Origin of the sequence: Citrobacter sp. CK185, assembly GCF_030333565.1 — a bacterium.
Classification (GTDB): Bacteria; Pseudomonadota; Gammaproteobacteria; order Enterobacterales; family Enterobacteriaceae; genus Citrobacter_B; species Citrobacter_B koseri.
In genome coordinates this window covers 54536-69948 of record NZ_JAOWFR010000027.1, presented here as the reverse complement: position 1 = coordinate 69948, position 15413 = coordinate 54536, and the positions used below count along the sequence as shown (strand labels likewise).

The following is a 15413-nucleotide window of genomic DNA, read 5'->3' as shown; positions in this document are numbered from 1 at the left end:
TCGTACGAACATGTAGTAGCATAGTAGCAAAATCCTTGGGTGATGTCTGCAGATTTTTAGGAACAAGCAAATGACGGTATATCTTGACTACAACGCTACAACTCCAGTACTTCCAGAAGTTGCTGATCTTGTTTATAAAATGATGGTGGATGAGTATGGAAATGCTGGTAGTCGTACTCATGAATTCGGGGTAAATGCAAAACGTGCAGTAGAAAATGCACGGGCTCAGGTGGCAACAGTAGCTAATGCTGATAAAAATGAAGTAATTTTTACTAGTGGTGCGACAGAAAGCAACAATATTGCCATATTAGGTATGCGTGCGTTTGCTGAAAAAAGTGGTAAAAAGCATATTATTACCAGCAAAATTGAGCATAAAGCAGTATTAGAACCAATTGCTTACTTGGAACAGCTTGGCTTCAGTGTGACATATCTGGATGTCACCCCTGAAGGCAGAGTTGATACTGAACACCTGAAAACATCTTTAAGAGAAGATACGATCCTTGTATCAATAATGCACGTCAACAACGAGACAGGATCCATCCAGCCATTAGATGAAGTGTGCCAGTTGTTAACTGGACATGCTGCCTATTTACATGTAGATGCTGCACAAAGCTTCGGTAAATATTCGTTTGGTCTTGAAAATACTCGCATTGATTTTATTAGTGTTAGTGGACACAAACTTTATGCTCCAAAGGGCATTGGTGCTCTTATAGCGAGGCGGCGCAATTTTATTAAACCACCTCTAACGGCAATTTATTTTGGTGGAGGTCAGGAAAAAGGACTAAGACCAGGGACCTTAGCCACTCCTTTGATTGCAGGATTGGGGCTTGCCTGCGAGTTGGCAAATATAAATTCCGACAAATGGATAAAACATGTTACCACCCTGAAAAATGAATTTATTAATAATCTTAAGGAATTTGGAGCGATAGTCAATGGAAGTCACACTTCGCCTTACGTTTTAAATTTTTCCATACCAGGAATTAATTCAGAAGCAGCAATGGTTCAATTGAAAGGAATTATAGCAGTTTCCAATGGTTCTGCCTGTACATCTAGCAGTTATAATCCTTCCCACGTGCTGGTTGCCATGGGGCTGAATGGTGAACGAATTGATGGCTCTATTCGAGTGTCTTTTGGCGCGAATACGCAAAATATTCCATATCAAGACATACGAAAAAAACTCAAGGCATTACTTTGATTAGCATTACTCAAATTTGAATAGTACTAATTAAAAATCAAAGTTAACAAACTATAAAAACAGAGGGTAAATACATAAAAGTTATTTACCCACATCAACTACTAAAATTAGCACGTGGTATATATTCTGCTGTTTATACTATTTATTGTTTTGTAAAGTACGTGATAAATATAGGATAGCCCTGCAACAATATTTTTGTCATGGGGTTGAAGTGTCCGATTTCCAGCCCACGAGAGTGAGGAATTGTAGCTTTTAATATTCTTGAAAAAAACTTCTCCTAAATCTTGACCTTTATCACCATAATAATGGGCATATCTATAGTTCCAATCATTTCTTATTCTACTTGGCTTATGCCAGCGGTCATCATCTCCATCACAAATATTTAAAAAAAGCTCTTTAAATTGATGTTCATCATCGTCCACATCTAGTTTTTTAACAATTTCTGCAATGTTTTTCCAAACTTCAACATGAACTCGAGGTGATTTTTTTTGGAAAGTCATCTTAACTCTTTTATCATATTCTGAATTTTTCAAGATGGCTTGGTAGCCATAATTAGTATCATCTAAACTGATACTGGAATTTAAAGGCTTAGAAGATCTTCTGATAATTTCTTTCATATCATCAGCAGAAAAATTTATTATAAATGAGCCACATAATTTTGTGATCTCAGTCGCCATAAAAAATGCAGCATAATATGATGTAACGAGTACCCACGATGTTTGACAAGTGTTTTCAATTTGGATCTGTAAGTTTTTTATTTGCTCGTTTATTCTTACTAACCCAAAATAATAATCTGAAAATAATGCATCCCTATATATTTCTGAAGGCAATTCAACTGAGAAGGATTTTAGATCGCTTATTTCAAAAACCAAATCATGTAAAGGATCAAGTAATATATCCTTGATGGTGTCCTTGGAACGATACTCTTTTCCCGGTTGTGGAGAAAGAGCATGCTGGCTGATTAATTTTATGGTTTTACTAAATAATTTCTCAGACAGCATGATTATTAACCTAATAGATCATCTGGAGTTTCAAGAGTTCTGACATTTAACTCAATTAGATTTCTCAAGTCGTCAGCTAATGCTTTTACGTTTTGCGAGTTTGTTCCACTATGATTTTCAAAATTAATTTTGTTTATTCCAAACAGTATTTTAAAAAAAGAGGATTCTGAGTAGTTTCTATAATACGTTATTGCATAAGAGCAGACATCTTCAAATATTAAAAATAATGCTTGGAAAAATATGGATGTGACTAAACGTTTATCGTTCCCTTCTATTTCCTTGAGAACAGAGGATGCTGCGTTTAAATAATGGGTTATAAGTGTTTTCTTTTTCTCATAATCAAAATTTTTCAATGTTCCACTATCAATTAATTTTTCAAGACTTGAATGAAAAGGCACGTGGGAGAGTTTTCCTATAACTGATGAAGTTGGTGCTATCCGCCCGTATAATGGAGATGCTATATCATCACCTAACTCTCTGAACATTCGAACTAAAACTGACTCTTTAGACTCAGGCTCTGTCAAAAACTTCAGTAACTCAATTCGTAATGTTTTTGGCACGCCAACTTGATTAGAGTTTATATCTAAGAAGTATTGAACCTCTTGTTTCAGATTCAAACCACTAAATATACAAACTGGTAATAAGATATCTTTTTCGCTTTTGCTAGCTCCATATAAACGATGCTGACCATCAATCACAAATAATTTACTGGCTAAATCTTCAAAATCTAATGAATTGTTTTTTGAGTCATAGTTCAGATTGCATCCTTCTTTGGTACTTAAAATGATAGCACCTGGGATTATATTTCCCTCATCTAGATAAGCAGCTATCGATTTAGCTCTTTTATCACTGAGTAGTCGTTGATAACCTTCCGTTGGGTTTTCAGCTGCCCTTGAGACTTCAGTGATATTAAAGAGATGCTTGGCATTCATGACAGTTACAAAACAATCAACATCTCCGTTTCCTATGTTCCATGCTAAAAGTTGCATTGTAGTGGTTCTCATTAAAAAATGTAATTTTCTTTATACTAATATAAAAACTTTGTCCATTTCAACGTTCTTTCCCAAGATTATGTGCTGGATTGGCCTTGCCCTCAATATGGTGACTCTTACCCAAAATTCTGCTCCATTTAGCAATAGAAAGACGGCATGATCTACACACCCAAAGTGGAGGTGGTGTCGATGAAGAAATCACGATTCACCGAAGAGAAAATTATCTTTGTTCTTAAATAGGCCGAACTGTGGCACCGGTACCGAAATTCTGCTGTAAGCAGGGTATTTCCGATGCCACGGTCTAAACATGGCGCACGAAATACCGCAGAATTTCGCCCTCAGAACTGAAGAACATGCGCCAGCAGGAAGAGGAAATCCTGTGGCTGAAGAAACTGGTGACAAATCTAAGACTCGACAAAACGATGTTGCAAGGCGTACTGGCAAAACGACCCGGCGCGGGCACGGCTTCGTTAATGGAATTGGGAGCTGCAGGCATGTTACGAGGGCAGCGAACGGAAGGTCTATTTTGTGCATCGGATTAACCGTAGTTCGTTCCGTTATAGGCTGCTGAAACATATCGACAGGGGCTTCAGGTGTCCTTTCCGACAAACTGAGCGTAGCATGAAATGCTGCCAGTTACGGCTAGCGATCGTCGTTTCTCATCGGCTTTCACTCCGGGATCCAGATACACACAATCCATCAGTTGTCTCCTGGCAACGGTACACTGGTCGTGTTCGAACTTGGCTGGTTCCTGTGAAGAGCCGGCATGCAGTATCAGTGCACAGCCGTATGACACACCACTCCAGACTCTGGAGCCAGAGACCGCTTAACTGGCCGTTACGTAATGTTTTATGTCATCCGGGGCGAGGTGGCATTTCAGTATTCGCATATTCCCTCCCTAGTCACTGGCGCTGCAACCGTGCAGAACTTTCCGGTGCGACAAGTCAGACAGTAGCGTTGACCGGGGTAGTCCCTGTCACAGCCGTTACAGTGCCAGTCGGCCTGGATAACCAGCGGGTATACATCCGGTACATAAGATTGCAGTTGCCGTATCAGTTGTGTCTTTTTCCGATTCGGCCTGGCATACGGACAGTGCTGTAGACCATTCTCCGTCAGTTTGTTGGTCTGGTGTTCGAACCACGGCCGTTCCGTGTCGTATTCAGGATGGTACTGCAGGGCACTACCACACAGATGGCAGCTATAATGGTCGTAAGGCGCGGTCTGCGCAGTACGGGCACCGGTCAGACGACCATTACCGTCAAGAGCCATGAAGGATTTTGCGTACATAGTATTGTTCCTTGCCGCCAGACAACACGCAGGCGTCAGCCGTCCCGGTCCGGGCAGCGTGGTCAGGGTGTGAATGGCGGGTCAGTTAAGAAGTATCAGAAGGGGAGTAAGTCTGCGTTAGCAGTCGTTACAGTCCGGTGGTTGTCACACTAAGGCGTTGTGACGTAAAAAACTCTCAGAGATTGCGTCGTGGTCGACCTGTCGGTGGGCGGGGTGGAACTTCGTTGCAACCAAACAACAGCATCCCCTCTTTTTGTTGAATTTTGGTCATATACGCCAGTACCTGCCGGATGTTGGTGATACTGTCCGAATCGCTGTAACGTACCGGAATGTTGATATTGGCATTGCAATGTTCTTTAAACTCACATCGGTGATACCAGCCTCCCTGGTTAGTGATATCACTCCAGTGGCTTTGCTGTCGGGCGCGGGGCACACACTGGTAATTCAGCCCTGCCGCGGCCTGCCCCTGTTACTTTTCTCCGGTACCGTACTTCGCCCCAGAATCACGCCATCCTCTTTCTGTTTAATTTTCGCGAGATAGCTGATGGCATACCGCAGGGCATTAATTGCGAGGGTATCGGTATAGTGGATAACCTGGTCGACTCGGACCGGGTAATTCTCTTTAGTTCGGCACAGGTAGTGGTATCCGTCTCCTTCGGTTGCACTTTTCCAGATATTCCCCATCGTTCGGGAGAGCAGGTAAGGGTTCTGGTGATATTGCCCGTTCAGATAACCGAGTAAATGGATATGCAGACCTTTCTTCGGCGTGTATTCCATCACCCAGTAAAAACCTGCCAGGGCGTTTTCTGTTTCGGCAAGCAGGTGACGGATTTCTGTACACATAGTGTGTTTACAGGCATGCCCGAAACTGGCAGTGTTTTTCCGGTAAGCAAAATCAATCCTGAAGGGTAACAGCTTAGCAAAACGCTGAAACATCGCTTCCATGTGGGCGTTTATGTCCTCCAGGAGAGGACCGTTCATGACGTAGTTGGGATTGGCGTTGTAAGGCTTCATTGGAATTCCTCGTGTTGAGTCAAAGGAAAAGGTTGTGGCGTAATTTATGAACACCTCCCATGGAATCGGGTGTATCGGGTAGAATGATGTGGCAACAGCAGACCGTAATTGCGGTAACAACGCCATGTGACGTATACCCGCCTGTTGTTAATCTTGTTTTCATAAACTGATGTTCGATCTCATGCGAATACCCTTCCAGGCAATAAGCTGCATTGGCAACTGTTACCAACAACATTCGTCAGTGCAGGACTGACTTCGCAGAGGGCCATTGATATGAGCGGATTGTTACCAGTCAGACACGGTGGTGGCTGACTGGATTACGACTACCGGGCATGGGTTTGCACGACAGAGCTACACATGGAGACTTACAGTGAGACAGGCAGTGAGACAGGTATGCAGTGAGGCAAAGACAGACATAACTTACTGACTTCTATAAATAATATTAATTAACCTTAATTATTCATTTCTGATCACATCAGTTGATGCTTAAGTCTGTATCACCAACGTCAATGTCCACCTGCATCATTGCCGCCATCAGCATGCGGAGATCCATTTCAAGTTGGCGGTGATCCTGCAGATGATATTTCGCAGCATGGTGCTGATAGAACAGAGCAACCCGTAGAGCCCGCATGCAGGAGTAGCGGGCAACCATTTCATTGATATGGTTGTTCAGAAGAGATTTCAGATACCAGTCTGGTTCCCATTTTGGTTTGTTTTGCATAGGATAAATTCTTTCATGCTGGCAGAGAGCCGCAGGTTTGATGAAGCCTCCGGAGGGGGAGGCGTTGATAAGATTATTGACAAGAGTCAGGGTTACTGAGGGGGATGTAACAGGGTGTACCTTCAACTTAAGAATATTAATTAACCCAAATTAATTCTCACTCCCCAATTACCCCCAAAATCCCTTGCAGGACGATGGATGAAGCCTAACTCAGTGGTTCAGCTGTCGTTCGCCACGCAAAGCAGACGTACTCGTCCATCAGGCTGGTCAGCGCAGGGTTTTCAGCCTGCCGGTCATTGATCCAGATATCCATCTCTTTGTCTTTTTTGAACCTGAGGTTGTCGGTCCAGTCATCAAGGCAATTCCCCAGCATCAAATCGTACCAGCACAGCCAGACCAGCTTCAGACGCAGCTCGCTACCGCTGAACTGGCGGAACAAACTGATGAGCTTATTTGCCAGAGGGCGTTGTTTTAAACGCACGCACTCAGACAGCAAAATCCCCTCCAGCATTGGATGGTGAGCCAGCAGATGTTCCTGGGTAAATAAACTGACGCGCAGGTCATCATTAACAGTCAGTGGGGCTGCTGCTCTGCCATAAATTATCCGGTGCAGGTACTGGGGGACAATAGCAATAACCTCTTCCGCTCCCGGAAACCTAAGGCTGCCAACCGTCAGGGTATGATGGTGGTAGATATTCTGGTGACACATGCCCGATCTAACCGTCAGCTTCGTAAAATCAGTCAACCAGGTTTGGTAGCATTTATAGAGTTCTTCGTAACGAGGTTTATAGTCTTTCATGGTTTATATTCCTTAAGGCTTAAATCGCAGACAGCAGAAAACCGCCGAGCGAGTCGGATAGTTATTTCCTTGCCGGGGGTTAGGTCAGAGTGGTGTTATTTACGGGACTGGTTAATACGTTCCTGAAGCCAGTTTTCTACTTCGCTCTTTAACCAGCGGGAACTTCGTCCCAGTTTGACTGGTTTGGGGAAGGCACCATCTTTGATGAGCTTATAAAACCATTTATCAGTAAGCCCTGTCAGGCTAGTGATAAATACCATGTCAATGAACTGGTCTTCCGCTCCTTTGATTCTGGCTGATGACGGGTCAGGAAGGCCTCGAGATGAGTGCGGCGGATGACGAACAGAGCGTCAGGAGGCAGCGTGTCCTGCAGGTAGCAGACGGACAGATTGAGCCGGGATTTAAGGTCATTGCGACCATTACCATACAGCTGGCCAATCAGCAGATGCAACTCTTCCTGGAGGTTGTTCTGCGTGGCGAGCAGTTCCAGTAAAAGCTCTCGTAACGATTTGCGGCAACAGAGTTGGTAGTAGCTGTCGTTCTCATCGCAGACCACAATGCCAATCTGATTGCAGCAGTGGGTATCATTGGGGCAAGGATGATTCAGCGTCTGCGCCAGTTGCTGGTGGAGTAGCAGGCGTTCAAGGCCGATTAAGGGCAAATTCCACAGATGGCTGGTGGTCAGTTGCAGAGTCGGGTCGCGTCTGCACGGCGGCGAGTTCGCCATCACTTTGCGGTTGCCGGGTTTGTTGCACTGCGAAGGTGGAAAAGGAGGCTTGCTGAATCGGCAGGCAAAGCGGCAAGGGGGATTGAGTGGTCTCAGAAGTACGGGTGAAGGGAAGTAGACCGAGAGCGACAGATCACCGTGCAGGGCATGGCGGATCAGGTCGGCGGGCAGCAATGTGATGTTGTGCTGCTGGATGACTTCTGCGGCCTCGTCCAGCGTCAGCCACTCCTGGCGGATTTTGTGTGGGGGCATGGGGCGTTCCTTTTTGTTTTGTTGGTTGCGTGTGTGCTTGTTGATTGTGATAACCGGTGTGAGATGTTTTTGCTAAAACAACTAACCTGATCAGTTTAGTGAATTATTTTATTATTGGGTAAGAGCCAAAAGGTATTATGGTAATATAATGATTGAGTTAAAGTGTTATGCAGGTGAAAACAATAAGGTGATTAATTCTATATCGTTAATATGCTAATTGTTATAAATGGGCATTGGTCTATTAAATATGAACCATATTCAATGCTTGCAAATTCGACTTGAATTATTTATACCTATACTCATAGCCACTAATGGAGGGTATGTGATGTTGTCATTTGATACGAAGGCCGCGTTGGAACTGATCACACACTCTGCTGGTGGTTTTAGCTATGACACTCTTGCTAGGGCATTGATTTCAGATAAAAAAGTACAACCTTCCCAACATCTTTTGGCTGATTGCCGTGAGTTTTGCGAATCCCTGGAGTCGCAGGGGATTATTCAGCGGTGTGCATCCTGTCGCGAAGTTCAGGATGTGTATTACGAATATCGTGCCCACTAGACTGAACGTCAGTGTAGGGAAACACATTTTTATTTGTTCAGGCTTGCAACCTAATCTCTCATGCTGTAGCTTTGTGCGGGGGTTTCTGAGGGTATTACTGTGAGCCAAATTAATCTGATAACAACATGTACAAATGGTAAGCACAGTAACGGTTATCCGATACTGAATCTCGCAACGTGGTCAACTTCTCTTTCCTGTTCCCAAAATTTAATCCAGGCATGGTGTAAGGTCGTTAATTCAGCTATTTTTGCTGGGCATACCTTGCCTGTTGAGAAATTGTATAAAGGTGGACACTGGGCGACAGCAATATCTATCCACAAGATATATCCAGTTGAATTGTGGGTCCTTTCTGCTGGACTAGGACTACTAAAACGTGGCGATAAGGTTGTACCATACCAGGCAACTTTTGCGGTTGGTCATAATGACTCTATTCCATTATTCAATGAATCGTATAACGGAAAAGAATTTCATCAGAGATGGTGGTCTGAATTAAATAAACATTCACCATTTCAGGAGAAGCATCCTGTTTCGTTGACTGATCTAATGAAGACCAGACCTGATGAGTATTTTATCATTTGCGGTTCGCCTGATTATATTAGCGCAGTTGGCCCAGATGTTATTACCGGTTTGCCTTATTTAAATTCAGCAAAAAAACAGGTATTGATAATATCTTCCTCTCGAGTTAAGTCGCCATTAAACCATTATTTACTGGAAAGTAACAAGCGAATTGCTGAATGGCTAAATTGCAACATGCTGATGCTGAATATAAAAATCGCGCAGTATGTAATAGAGCAGTTTACTCGAGAAGAATATGATAATTTGGGGTTATTAGCCGATAGGTTGAATAAACAGTTCTCTTCGTTGCCAGCGGCCTGCAAGAAACAAGGCGTGCGCAGGACTCCGGAAGAGGTCGAAGCCTGGGTATTACAACATCTCAAAGAGGTGCCTGATACCAGCGCATCACGTGCTCTGCGTGTCTTTCGTGATAGCGGCAACAGTTTTGAAGAGAAGCGATTTCGTGCCTTGTTCCACACTGTGCAGTTGCGCAATCAGTAATGTCCCAACAATGATAATGTGGTAAGATCCCGCGTTTTTTGAGACCAGACAGAGGCGTCACAGGAGAGCAGGGTTGTCGAAGCTAAAATACTTTTTCCCCGATAGTCAGGATTTTATCGATCCCAGTTTCGACTTCGTTCGCGAAACGCGCAACGAGCATCGCGTTCGTCAGCGTGACGACCACTATCCACATGAGGTCTTCCCACATCCTTACGACGGTATGCTGGTATCAAAAGCAGTGGTTGACGGTCTGGGCGGTGGGGAAAGTAAATACACCCGAGCACAGCGTTTACGCTACTTCCGTAATGGGATGAAACATTTCTTTCGTCTGCCTGATAATATGCAGACGATGGGTGACTGCGGCGCATTTACTTATGTAAATCAAGACGTCCCACCATATCGCGTCGAAGAAGTTATCGAGTTCTATGAAACATCCCGCTTCAACTATGGGGTTTCGCTCGACCATATTGTTTTTGGCTATGAAAAGCCGGGCGAGGTATTCGAAGCATCATTTTTGGCTGAGTGCCGCCGCCGCCAGGATATTACCCTGACTCTGGCTCAGGAGTTCTTAGTCAAGTCACAGAAAAGTTGTTTTACGCCTTTTGGTGTGGCGCACGGTTGGAGTAAGGAGTCTTACCGACAGTCAGTAGAAGCACTGTTGGCGATGGGGTATAAGAATATCACCATGGGGGGTATGGTACCGCTGAAAACGGCGCAGATCCTTGAAACCCTCGAAGAGATTAAACCGCTTCTCAAAAGCGATACCCAAGTTCATCTGCTCGGTATTGCTCGTCCGGAGAGCTTTACGGATTTTATTCGCCTTGGTGTTACCAGTATTGACTCCACCACACCGCTTCAGCAGGCGTTTAAAGATCGCAAAAACAATTACCACACGCCAGAAGGTCGTGCCTATACAGCAGTGCGCGTGCCGCAGTTCGATGCTAACCCAAGTCTAAGTCGTAAGATAAAATCTGGAGTGATCGACCAGGATGTGGCTCGTCATCTCGAGAAAGATGCTATGCATGCGCTGTTTGAGTACGATAACAACGCTTTATCTCTGGAGAAAACGCTGGAAGCTGTGTTGGCTTATGAGCGTTTACACTCAGGAGAGAAAGAGGCAGAGAAAATCCGAGTCGATTACGAACGTACTTTGGGTGATCGCCCCTGGCGGAAGTGCCAGTGCAATATTTGTAAATCCATTGGTATCAACGTGATTATTTTCCGTGGCGCCGAGCGCAATCGCCGGCGTGGGTTCCACAATATTCAAGTACTGTACAATCGCTTACAGCACACATTGTCATTACGCTCAGAGGATAAATCATGAGTGAGTTCCGTGTCCCCGCCTTGCGTATCCGCCAAGGTGAGAAGAGACAACTTTTTAGCCTGGCTATTGAAGGCAAACAAATTAATAAAATTGCCGCCATTTCACGTATTCGACGTGGAGATGAGAACCTGGTTGGGTATCAGCGTCCGGAAGTACGTAGCCATATTAAGGAAATCCAGCGCTACATTGAAAGCTCCAATCCAATGATTCCCAATCCGGTCATTATTGCTTTTGACCAGCGTGTTCGTTTTGAACCGCTGATGGAAAACAGTGATATGGGGCATCTCGTTATTCCGTATTCTGAAGAAGCCAATTTCGAGAAACCGGGGTTTATCGTTGATGGGCAGCAACGTACCGCTGCGTTACGAGAAGCGGACATCAACTCTTTTATGATGCCGGTCTCTGCGTTTATCGCTAATGATGCAGAAGAACAACGCGAACAGTTTATGCTGGTGAATTCCACCAAACCGCTGCCGAAAACGCTGTTGTACGAACTGGCCCCGCATACGCATGGCCGCTTGCCTTCCGATCTGCAACTGCGCAAATTCCCTTCACTGCTGACACAACGTCTTAACTTTGGTGAGGGACCATTGGCTGGGCGAATTAAGACTGCGACCAACCCGGACGGAGTGATTGCTGATAACTCAATGATCAAAATGATCGACTCAAGTTTACGTGAGGGAGCATTGTATCGCTTTCGTGATCCGGCAACTGGGCTTGGCGATGAAGCCAAAATGGTCAAGTTGCTGAATAACTTCTGGTCTGCTGTAGAAACTGTGTTTACTGACGATTGGGATAAAAAGCCTCGTTACTCTCGCTTGTTACACGGTGTGGGGATTCTTGCTCTCGGTAGCCTGATGGATGAAATTGATCAGGTGCATCAGGATTACAAAGGTGAACCAGGGTGGACCGAGATCCCTTCCTATTCTCGCTTTGTTGAAGAGTTAAATCGTATCAAGCCGCTTTGCGCATGGAGCAGTGGGGTGTGGAACTTAGGCACGGATATAGATGGTCATCCGATCGTTCGTAAGTGGAACGAGGTTCAGAATTTATCGAAAGATATATCATTGGTTACAGATTATCTGGTAACCAATTATATTAAAACAGCTAATGCTGATATTTAATTTTTTAGTTAAATCTAAAGCCTCATATTGTTAAATAGAGGCTTTATTTTTTTAATGAAATTATTTCATGATGGTACTAAGAGAGAGGTAATTAAGGTTTGTTTGATTTACTTTAATTTGACGGTATTAACTGATTGATTTAAATCTCTAAGTTATGTGATCAAGATCACCTACTAATTTATGTAGTAGCCCGACCTTGCCCTCCTGCAGATTTGCTTCATTGGTCTATACGCCGTATATTCATTCTAGATTGATTCATTTTTTGCGAATTACTTTCACTTCCTGATAGTTTAAAAATCATAATGACTACACATACTGGCGCGTTTTCCGAAGGTGACCTGGTAACATCGTCATTATTTGACGGTATTGCTAAAATTGTGAGCATTCTCTCTACTGAGCGTGCGGAGATAGCTTGGTTCTACTCTCCTTTAGAGGAGGAGGTTAACCGTCAGGAGGTGGACATTCACACACTGACGGTTGCTCCTCTATATGAGGAGAGCACCATTTACTTCCGCTCACCAGATAGCGGTATCTGGTGCAGGGGCCGATATGGCGGGCCACGACCAGACAATAAGCATTTGCTGATTATCCGTTCGGGCGACCATGCGGTCGTTGATTTGGCGGAGATGTACTACCCCAACTATGGGCAAGGGCAGGCAATGAACCCCGCTCATTTTCTGGCGGCACGCTCAAATGATGCCCCCTATTTCTACCCCCTGCGGGAAAAATTTGTCAGTGCGTGGATCAAACAGCGTGCTGCCTGTCGGTCAATGTCGTCGTTAATCAGCAGTCGTGTAGAGATTGAACCTCATCAAATAGCGGTTGTTCGCTGCATTCTTCAGGACCAGAACCCTAAATATCTGCTGGCAGACGAAGTCGGATTGGGCAAAACCATCGAAGCGGGACTGGTCATCCGCGAGCATATTCTGGAATGTAAACGTGAAGCCCGCGTACTAGTGGTGGTGCCGCAGGTATTGCAAGGACAATGGACGCAGGAACTGGTCGATCGCTTTGCTCTACAGGAAGTAATGAGCGGAGGGCGAAACAACCAGATCCGCCTGTGCTCTCCGGAAGAACTTTGTCAGCCAGAACTGATCGGCTGGAAGCCCACAATGATGGTAATCGACGAGGCCCATCAATTAGCCCGGCAGGCATGGGTCAATGATGAAGACGAACAGGCACAGTATGCCGCAATGACTGCGTTGTGCCATCAGGCCCGCATTGTGTTGCTCCTGTCTGGCACACCGATGCACGGTAACGAACGTCACTTCCTGGCAATGCTGCACTGCATAAATCCACAGGCGTGGCAACTTAATGCTGTGGGAATCGAAAAATTTATGCGCCGCGTGGCAGAGCGCGAGCGTCTGGGTGGAATTTACAGTTCCTTGACCCCTGAAACGCCAAATGGGGTACTGGAAGAGGTTATCGAAGAGTTACGTCAGCTTTTTGCCGATGATGAGCAACTGCAGGCGCGGATTGATGTGCTGAGTCCTCTGGTCGACTTTTTTGCTCCTGATGAAAGCGAAGAGCGAACAGCGGCCATTCTGGTATTACGCCAGTGGATCGGCGAGCGCTACCGTCTTTTTCATCGCTTGCTACGTAACCGGCGTGAAGATCCCGCGTTGGAATATCTCTTTCCTGGGCTGGCCGGCCTGGAAAAATGTGTCTGGCCCGTCGCTTCGACCGAGCTCACGCTGGATGAAACCTTTGATGCCTGGCGTGCTGCAGCCTTACGTAATCCCGTGCAACACCAACATCTAGATGCCACGACGCTTGATAAATGGGTAGATGCGCTATTTCTCAACCCGCTGGTGATGTCCCGCCTGGCTAAAAATGCACTGGCAAACGGGACTGCCAGCGAAGAAGAGTCCAATTTTCTTGAGCAGATTATTGAAACGTCCCAGCAAGAGCAGAAAGCCAAAGATGCGGCGCTAATGAAGGCGCTGACCGGTTGGTTTGAAAAATGTCCTGATGGCAAAGCGGTCATCTTTTGCGGTGAAAGCTCTGAAGCCGCCTTCCTATCTACCAAACTGCAAATTCAGGCCCCCTGGGCGGTGGTTCGTCATTCGCCGGACCTGCGTAAGCAGAGCGAACTTCCGGATGACAGTTGGCAGGTACTGATCTGTGACAGGCGCGGTGAAGACGGACTGAATCTGCACGGAAAAAATCGTCTTGCGGTCCATTATAGTCTGAGCCGCGACTTTAACCGTTTTGAACAGCGGTTGGGGCGCTTTAACCGCTATTCTGGAAATCTACGCGGCGTTAAGCCTGTGAAAAGCCTGATTTTACTGCCGGAGCGTGATGGGCTACGTGCTGACTGGGTGAAACTACTGGACGAAGGCACGGGATTGTTTCATCGAAGCGTCGCCAGCCTGCAATTTGTTCTGTCTGAACAATTAGAGATGGTATGGCGTGATTACGTCGGGCAGGGGCTTGCCGTCTTCCATGAGGCGCAACAGCGCCTTTCGGGAGAAAACGGCTTCATCGCCCAGGAACGTAAGCGCGTTCTGGCTCAGGAAAACTTGTTATCCATGGAGCAGGAGGTCATTGCTGCACGCGAGTTTTCTGAGCAACTGGCCGAATCTGAAGATGAGGCTGAAGCGCAGGCAAAAGATATGCTGACCTGGATGCGCAAGGCATTAGGGTTTAAGCGAGAGCAATATCCTGAAGGAGGATTTCGTCTGCGCTTCGAGCGTGGCGAATATCAACGGCAAACGCTGGTGGACGTAGGAACGTTTATTGATAACTGCCTGCTTGGTCTGGATTTTTCAGAAGGATATCCCCCTTCCACAGCGTTGATGAGCTTGTCTCGAACGGAAGCCGGTAACCACAAACACGTTTACCCCTTGCGCTATGGACAGCCTTTTGCCGAAACCGTATGGCAACTGATGCAGAGCGATCCGCGAGGAGCAAGTATGGCGCTGCTTCGGGTTCTCTCCCCAGCGGTTGCGCTGAAGCAACCGCGCACCTGGTTCCATTTCCAGTGGCTGAGTGAAGCGCAGGTTGAAGGTGAAAATCAGCTAGCCGCGCAGCGTCGTGGTGATGAGTGCTTCAGCCCGGAGGTTCACAATTTCTGGCTGGATGACGGTGGAAAAGAGGCGGATCCGCAGGTCGTTGTTTCCCTGCTGGATAAACCTTACGATGAAGATGGCAATAGCTTGTTCCAGGATATTAATCTTCGGGAAGAGGTCTGGATGCGAATGCCGGATTGGTTTGAGCCGCATAACTGGAAAGAGACCGTACTTGCTGCCGCGGAGCAGGCCCGGAGAAACGTGGATGCTCACTATGGCGATCGTCCCGTCCGCCATCAATTGCTTGCAATGAAGGCGATTATTCTGTGTACCCGCGACATGCTGTAATCG

The 15413-nt window shown here is 45.8% G+C and carries 14 protein-coding genes and 2 pseudogenes; 6 read left to right on the top strand and 10 right to left on the bottom strand.

The genetic code is table 11. The features are described 5' to 3' along the window. Nucleotides 1-70: 70 nt before the first annotated feature. Nucleotides 71-1195, top strand: coding sequence for a cysteine desulfurase DndA (dndA, locus tag OGV79_RS20800; RefSeq protein ID WP_195296446.1), 1125 nt, complete (start codon nucleotides 71-73; stop codon nucleotides 1193-1195). A gap of 107 nt (nucleotides 1196-1302) precedes the next feature. Here dndA and OGV79_RS20795 read toward each other — a convergent pair whose 3' ends face one another. Together OGV79_RS20795 and OGV79_RS20790 are read right to left on the bottom strand one after the other, a co-directional pair. Continuing rightward, a complete protein-coding gene (locus tag OGV79_RS20795) occupies nucleotides 1303-2196 on the bottom strand; it encodes a hypothetical protein (protein ID WP_195296447.1) in 894 nt (297 codons plus the stop codon). Between the two features lie 5 nt (nucleotides 2197-2201). Then, complete coding sequence (locus OGV79_RS20790) at nucleotides 2202-3185, bottom strand: DGQHR domain-containing protein (protein ID WP_195296448.1); 984 nt, start codon at nucleotides 3183-3185, stop codon at nucleotides 2202-2204. A 356-nt stretch (nucleotides 3186-3541) separates the two neighbouring features. Between OGV79_RS20790 and OGV79_RS20785 the strand changes: the two genes are divergently transcribed. After that, a complete protein-coding gene (locus OGV79_RS20785; protein ID WP_200076063.1) occupies nucleotides 3542-3730 on the top strand; it encodes a hypothetical protein in 189 nt (62 codons plus the stop codon). Between the two features lie 47 nt (nucleotides 3731-3777). On the opposite strand, the pseudogene OGV79_RS21660 reads toward OGV79_RS20785, so the two are convergent. The 8 genes and pseudogenes from OGV79_RS21660 to OGV79_RS20750 form a co-directional block, all read right to left on the bottom strand. After that, nucleotides 3778-3987 (bottom strand): annotated as a pseudogene (locus OGV79_RS21660) (DUF7828 domain-containing protein); the annotation flags it as partial. 77 nt (nucleotides 3988-4064) lie between these two features. Continuing rightward, nucleotides 4065-4475 (bottom strand): putative zinc ribbon protein, encoded by a 411-nt coding sequence (locus OGV79_RS20780; RefSeq protein ID WP_200076062.1) that lies wholly within the window; start codon nucleotides 4473-4475, stop codon nucleotides 4065-4067. Nucleotides 4476-4650: 175 nt separating this feature from the next. Then, nucleotides 4651-4884, bottom strand: a pseudogene (locus tag OGV79_RS20775) (hypothetical protein); the annotation flags it as partial. A gap of 35 nt (nucleotides 4885-4919) precedes the next feature. Beyond that, a complete protein-coding gene (locus OGV79_RS20770; protein ID WP_286468883.1) occupies nucleotides 4920-5489 on the bottom strand; it encodes a YagK/YfjJ domain-containing protein in 570 nt (189 codons plus the stop codon). Nucleotides 5490-5964: 475 nt separating this feature from the next. After that, on the bottom strand, nucleotides 5965-6210 hold the full coding sequence (locus OGV79_RS20765; RefSeq protein ID WP_200076060.1) for a hypothetical protein: 246 nt from the start codon (nucleotides 6208-6210) through the stop codon (nucleotides 5965-5967). Between the two features lie 205 nt (nucleotides 6211-6415). Beyond that, nucleotides 6416-7009, bottom strand: a complete 594-nt coding sequence (locus tag OGV79_RS20760; RefSeq protein WP_200076059.1) for a hypothetical protein — start codon at nucleotides 7007-7009, stop codon at nucleotides 6416-6418. A 95-nt stretch (nucleotides 7010-7104) separates the two neighbouring features. After that, entirely contained in the window at nucleotides 7105-7269 is a 165-nt protein-coding gene (locus OGV79_RS20755; protein ID WP_200076058.1) for a helix-turn-helix transcriptional regulator, read from the bottom strand. Continuing rightward, complete coding sequence (locus OGV79_RS20750) at nucleotides 7248-7988, bottom strand: hypothetical protein (protein ID WP_233596916.1); 741 nt, start codon at nucleotides 7986-7988, stop codon at nucleotides 7248-7250. The genes OGV79_RS20755 and OGV79_RS20750 overlap by 22 nt, the downstream gene beginning before the upstream one ends. A 658-nt stretch (nucleotides 7989-8646) precedes the next feature. Between OGV79_RS20750 and OGV79_RS20745 the strand changes: the two genes are divergently transcribed. The 4 genes from OGV79_RS20745 to dpdE all read left to right on the top strand — a co-directional run bounded on the left by OGV79_RS20745 (nucleotide 8647) and on the right by dpdE (nucleotide 15410). Then, nucleotides 8647-9603: a hypothetical protein gene (locus OGV79_RS20745; RefSeq protein ID WP_286468882.1), complete on the top strand. Its 957-nt coding sequence runs from the start codon at nucleotides 8647-8649 to the stop codon at nucleotides 9601-9603. Between the two features lie 73 nt (nucleotides 9604-9676). Further along, a complete protein-coding gene (gene dpdA, locus OGV79_RS20740) occupies nucleotides 9677-10927 on the top strand; it encodes a tRNA-guanine transglycosylase DpdA (RefSeq protein ID WP_200076057.1) in 1251 nt (416 codons plus the stop codon). Next, entirely contained in the window at nucleotides 10924-12051 is a 1128-nt protein-coding gene (gene dbpB, locus OGV79_RS20735; RefSeq protein WP_200076056.1) for a DGQHR domain-containing protein DpdB, read from the top strand. Before dpdA ends, dbpB begins: the two co-directional genes overlap by 4 nt. A 302-nt stretch (nucleotides 12052-12353) precedes the next feature. Next, the gene (gene dpdE, locus OGV79_RS20730; RefSeq protein ID WP_233596915.1) at nucleotides 12354-15410 is read left to right on the top strand and encodes a protein DpdE; all 3057 of its coding nucleotides are present in this window, start codon (nucleotides 12354-12356) and stop codon (nucleotides 15408-15410) included. Nucleotides 15411-15413: the final 3 nt, after the last annotated feature.